The organism is Pseudonocardia sulfidoxydans NBRC 16205 (genome assembly GCF_007989085.1).
Classification (GTDB): Bacteria; Actinomycetota; Actinomycetes; order Mycobacteriales; family Pseudonocardiaceae; genus Pseudonocardia; species Pseudonocardia sulfidoxydans.
In genome coordinates, this window is record NZ_BJVJ01000148.1 from 1 (window position 1) to 5,607 (window position 5,607).

Sequence of the window (5,607 nt, forward strand, 5' to 3'; positions counted from 1 at the left end):
TCAGACCGACAACGTCGTGGGTGCCGCCCGGTGGCCGGAACGGTCTCGAGGAGACGGCGAGTCCGGTTCGTCGAGCAGTCCGCGGTCGCGCAACAGCGGCATGACGTGGTCGCCGAACCGGAGGAAGTCCTCGACGCACGGGGTCCCGCCGAACTCGAACTCGTCGCACCCGAGCTCGGCGTACTCCTGGAGCCGATCGGCGATCTCGGCGTAGCTGCCCACGAGCACCGGCGCGTAGCCGGGGCGCAGCAGCATCGGCCCGATCCAGAGGTTGGGTGAGATCACGGCGTTGGTGGGGGAGCTTTCGAGCCTGCCCAGCAGGCGCCTGCGGGCGCCGGACTGGTCGTGGCCCTTGGCCCCGATCATCTGCATCGAGCGCTCGACGACGGCGGGGTCGAGCCCGTCGAGCGAGGCGTCGACCTGGGCCCAGGCCTCCTCGCTCGTCTCGCGCGCGACGACCTGGAACGACAGCGCGCATCGCACCTGCCTGCTGAGGTCGGCCGCCCGCGAGCGGACCCGTTCGATGCGCTCGGCGACCATCTCCGGGGGTTCGGCGTAGGACATGTAGACGTCGGCGTGGCGGGCGGCGAACTCCATCGACTCGTCGGAGGAGCCTGCGTAGTAGAACGGCGGCACCGGGTCGGGGGCGGTGACCGCGGCGCCGACGACGTGGTGCCAGCGCCCCTCGAAGTCGAACGGCTCGTCGCCCCAGACGCCCCTGACGACGGTGAGGAACTCGCCGGCCTGGTCGAGCAGTTGGGCCTTGGTCTTCCACTCGCCGTAGCGGTGGGCCGTCGGCCCGGCCACGCCGGGGGTGACGTTGAGGGTGAGCCGGCCGCCGGAGAGGCGTTGGAAGCTGGCGATCATCTGCGCGGTGAGCACCGGTGTCAGCAGTCCGGGCCGGAAGGCCACCATGAACTTGAGCGTGGTCGTCCGCGCGAGCAGGGTGGACGCCACCATCCAGGGGTCCTCGCAGCCGGGGGCGATCGGCACGAGGACGGAGTCGGCGCCCATGTACTCGGCGGCCAGGCAGGCCTGGGTCATGTAGTCGAGAGTGGCGGGGCGCTTCCGCGAACCGCGTCCGCGCGAGACGCTGGCGACGTAGTCGTCACGGTTGCGCGCCGCGGCTGCCTGGCCGGGGAAGGTGCGCGCGTCTCCCGCTGACGGGACGTAGCCGTGAATCTTGATCGCCATGGCCTCGACGGTAGCGCAGACGGTACTTCGTATCCAGAGTGTGAGAGCAGATCGGTTGACAGTATCCCGTTTTCTGGGGTGGACTGCTTGCCGCCGGAACACCTCAGGGAAGCGGTGAGATGACGACTTCGCCAGAGCTCGTCCCGCGGTCGGCCGAGAGCGGCCCGACCACTCGGATGAACGCGATCTTCCAGCCGTCGGCCGTGGCGATCATGGGGGCGTCCCCACGCAGCGCGCACGCCCGCGACACGCTGCGCAACCTGCGCACCCTCGGCTACGACGGCCCCGTGTACGCCGTCAACCCCAAGTACGACGAGTTCGAGGGCATGCCCTGCTACCCGTCACTGGCGGACGTGCCGGAGACGGTCGACCTGGCGACGATCGTGACCGCGGCCCCCTCGGCCGTCGAGCTGCTCGACCAGGCGGGCCGGCACGGGGTGCGGGCCGCGACGATCTACGCGATGGGCTTTGCCGACCCCGGCCCGGACGGGGCGCCGCTGGAGGAGGCGCTGCAGCGGACGGCCCGCCACCACGGCATGGCCGTCATCGGGCCCAACTGCATGGGTTTCATGGCTCCCGCGCTCGGCGTGGGCACCTACTCGGGGGCCGTCCCCGACGTCGACCGGGTCCGCGGCGGCGTCGCCGTGATCACGCAGAGCGGATCCGTGGGATCGGCCCTGCTCGCCTCGACCGACCGCTTTGGCATCGGCGTGCTCCTGTCCACCGGCAACGAGTCGGTGACCACGGCCGGCGAGTACCTCGACCATCTCGTCCAGGACGACCGGATCACGACCGTCGCGATGTTCCTGGAACAGATCCGCGACCCGAAGCGGTTCGAGGCGGCCGCCCTGCGCGCGCTCGAGTCGGGCAAACCGGTGATCGCGCTGAAGGTCGGGCGGACCGACGCCTCCCGGGCCAACGTCGTCGCACACTCCGGGGCGCTCGCCGGCAGCGAACGCGTCAACAGCGCGTTCCTCGAACGCTGCGGCGTCAGCGAGGTGCGCAGCCTGGGCGAGATGGTCGAGACGATCGTCGCGTTCGGGCAGCCGCGCCGGCCGTCGAGCAGCGGGGTCGGGTTCGTCGTGGGCTCCGGCGGTGAGCTCTCGATGGCTCTGGACCTGGCGGAGCCGATCGGCGTGGACTTCCCACCACTGGAGCCGGTAGCGAAGGAACGGATCGTCGACGAGCTCGGCTCGTGGGCGCGGACGATGGCCAACCCCGCCGACGTGTGGGGTCCGATCCCCTACGAGAAGTGCTACCGCACCGTCCTGTCCGTGCTCGGGGGCCAGGACGACGTCGGAGCGCTCGTCGTGTCGTCCGACGGTACGAGGCCCGACTGGCAGCCCACCCCGACGATTGCCGTGGACCTCGCCCGCTTCGCGGCCGACGCGCAGGAGGAGACGGGCAAGCCCGCCTTCATCCTCTGCAACCTCAACGCGCACCTGCGTGCGGAGGTCCACGAACAGCTGCGGCCGGCCGCCATCCCGGCCTTGGAGGGCACCGAGCACGGCCTGCGCGCGCTGCAGCACTGGCTGCGCTGGCACGCCCGCGTGGGCGCCCCACGCCCTCCGCACCCGTCGACGGTGCCGTCGGTGTCGCTGCCCGACGGCGCCGGTCCGCTGGACGAGCGATCGAGCAAGGCGGTGCTGGCCGCGGCCGGCATCGCCACACCGCGTGAGGTGTTCGTCCCGGCCGCGGCCGACCTGGCGGCGGCCGCGGAACAGATCGGCTACCCGCTGGTCCTGAAGGGGGTCAGCCCGACGATCGTGCACAAGTCCGATCTCGGGCTCGTGCGGCTGGGGGTCACCGACCCTGGCCGGCTCACGGCTGCCGCCGACGAGATGCGGTCCGCGGCGCCCGACCTCACCGGGTTCCTCGTGGTCGAGCAGGTGCACGGGCATCGTGAGCTGATCGTCGGCGTGCAGCGCGACCCGCAGTTCGGCCCGACGGTCGTGCTGGGCGCGGGCGGAGTCATGGCCGAGGTCCTCGACGACGCCGTGGTCGGTTTCCCACCGCTGACCCGCTCCGACGCCGAGCGCATGATCGATGGGCTGCGCACCCTTGCCGTCCTCGGTGCGTGGCGCGGGATGCCCGCCGCCGACCGGGAGGCGGTGGTGGCGGCCCTGCAGGCGATGGGGGCGCTGGCGCTGGCCGCGGGGGACCGGCTGGAGTCGGCCGAGATCAACCCGCTGGCGGTGCTCCCCGAGGGCCAGGGGGCGCTGGCGCTCGACGGTCTGGTGGTCCTGCGACGACGAGGAGCTCTGGAGGCGACATGACGTTGAACCACGAACTGGTCGGCAAGCGGTTCGGGCCGGGAACCCGGACCTGGACCGCCGACGATGCCATCGTCTACGCGCTCGGCGTCGGGGCGGGCCACGACCCGCTCGACGAACTCGCGCTCACCACGGAGAACACCGCGGGTGTCGCGCAGCGCGCGTTCCCGACGTTCGCGACGGTGCTGGGGGTCCGCGACCTGGTCCCGCCGCTCGGCGACTACGACGGGGCGACGCTGGTGCACGCGGAGCAGTCGGTCGAGCTGTTCGCGCCGCTGCCGGTCGCCGGTTCCGCCGAGGTCTTCCGCACCGTCACCGGCATGTACGACAAGGGCAAGGGCGCGCTAGTGGTGACCGAGTCCGAGGGCGTGGACCCCGCGACCGGTGACGTGCTGTGGCGGTGCGGGTCGTCGATGTACATCCGCGGTGAGGGCGGGTTCGGGGGCGCGTCCGCCCCGTCCGGGACGTGGGCGCGTCCCGACGGCGAGCCCGACCACGTCGTGCGCTTCTCGACCCGTCCCGAGCAGGCCCTGCTCTACCGGCTCTGCGGCGACCGCAACCCGTTGCACAGCGATCCCGCGTTCGCCGCGCGCGGCGGCTTCGCCGCACCGATCCTGCACGGGCTGTGCACCTACGGATTCGCCGGGCGCGCGCTCGTCCGGTCGCTGTGCGACGGCGACCCCACCAGGTTCGGGGCGATGTCCGCGCGGTTCTCCGCGGTCGTCCTCCCCGGGGACGAGCTCGTCGTCCGGGTGTGGGCCGACGCCCCCGGCGAGGCCCGGTTCCAGGTCGTCCGGGGCGACGGGACCGTCGTGCTCGACCGGGGCCGGTTCCGCACGCGCGAGAGGAGCACCCGATGCCCCTGACCGTGCACGGTTACCTCCCCACCTCGGGCGAGGCGGGCCGCTTCCTCGACCACATCGCGGCCGCGCCGAACGCGAGGTCGGGCGTCTCGCGCTCGGCGGCGGCCGTCGGGTCGTCCTACCGGCCCGCGACTCTCGACTTCCTCACCGAGATCGCGCAGGCGGCGGAGGCCGTGGGGTACGACTCGGTGCTGGTGCCGACGGGCCACACCTGCGAGGACGCCTGGATCACGGCGTCGGCGCTGATGACGCGGACCTCACGGCTGCGGTTCATGGTCGCCTTCCGTCCGGGGCTCGTCACACCCGTGCTCGCCGCGCAGATGGTCGCGACCTACCAGCGCTTCTCCGGCGGGCGGCTGACGCTGAACGTCACGCCCGGGGTGCCCGGCGCCACGGCCGAGCGCTACGGCGACTGGCGGGACAAGGCCGAGCGGCTGGAGCAGGCCGGTGAGTTCCTCACGATCATGCGGGGGGCGTGGAGCGGTGAACCGTTCACGTTCGAGGGGCGCCATCACCACGTCCGGGAGGCGTCGGTCGCGCCGTTCGCGCCCGCCCCGACGGTGTACTACGGCGGATCGTCGGAGCTCTCGATGCAGTTCGCCGCCCGGCACGCGGACGTCTACCTCTCCTACGTCGAGCCGCTGGAGATGACGCGGCAGAGGCTCGACCACGTGCGGGCGCTCGCCGCCGAGCACGGTCGGACCGTGCGCTGCGCGCTGTCGTTCTCGGTGCTGAGCCGGGAGACGAGCGAGGAGGCCTGGGCCGCGGCCGACGCGATGCTCGACGGTGTCGACCCGCAGACGATCGAGGACGCCCGGGCGATCTTCGCCAAGGCGGGGGTGAACGCCTCGGCCGCGCGGACCCGCCTGATGGGGGTCCTGTCGGACACGTCGGGGCGGGCCGAGGTCGCGCCCAACCTGTGGATCGGCCCGATGCTGGTCCGCTCGGGGGCGGCGCCGGCGCTGGTCGGGAGCCACGAGGAGGTGGCCGACCGGATCGAGGAGCTGGTCGGGATCGGGTGCGACGAGATCGAGATGGGCGGCGCGCCCAACCTGGAGTCGATCCTGTCGTTCGGCACGCACGTCATGCCCATCCTGCGGGCTCGCGGGATCGTCGCCGACGAGGCGGCCGCCGGCGTCGCGGGCTGAGCCGGCACGGCCCCGCCGGGTTCCCGGCGGGGCCGACGCGCGCTCAGGCCAGTTCCATGCCGAGTGACTCGAGGTGGGTGATGAGGTCGTCGCCCGCGGCGATGACGTGGCGTTTCATCAGGCGCTCGG

4 protein-coding genes are annotated in these 5,607 nt (G+C 72.6%); 3 read left to right on the plus strand and 1 reads right to left on the minus strand.

What is annotated here, in order from left to right; genetic code table 11:
• Positions 1–1,194, minus strand: a complete 1,194-nt coding sequence (locus tag PSU4_RS30500) for an LLM class flavin-dependent oxidoreductase (RefSeq protein ID WP_147116097.1) — start codon at positions 1,192–1,194, stop codon at positions 1–3.
• A gap of 119 nt (positions 1,195–1,313) precedes the next feature.
• Here PSU4_RS30500 and PSU4_RS30505 point away from each other — a divergent pair, with 119 nt between their 5' ends.
• From PSU4_RS30505 to PSU4_RS30515, 3 genes are read left to right on the plus strand one after another with little or no spacing between them, the layout of a single operon-like run.
• A complete protein-coding gene (locus PSU4_RS30505) occupies positions 1,314–3,470 on the plus strand; it encodes an acetate--CoA ligase family protein (RefSeq protein ID WP_147116098.1) in 2,157 nt (718 codons plus the stop codon).
• On the plus strand, positions 3,467–4,333 hold the full coding sequence (locus tag PSU4_RS30510) for a MaoC/PaaZ C-terminal domain-containing protein (RefSeq protein WP_147116100.1): 867 nt from the start codon (positions 3,467–3,469) through the stop codon (positions 4,331–4,333). Before PSU4_RS30505 ends, PSU4_RS30510 begins: the two co-directional genes overlap by 4 nt.
• On the plus strand, positions 4,324–5,478 hold the full coding sequence (locus tag PSU4_RS30515; RefSeq protein ID WP_147116101.1) for an LLM class flavin-dependent oxidoreductase: 1,155 nt from the start codon (positions 4,324–4,326) through the stop codon (positions 5,476–5,478). The genes PSU4_RS30510 and PSU4_RS30515 overlap by 10 nt, the downstream gene beginning before the upstream one ends.
• The last annotated feature ends 129 nt before the right edge of the window (positions 5,479–5,607 follow it).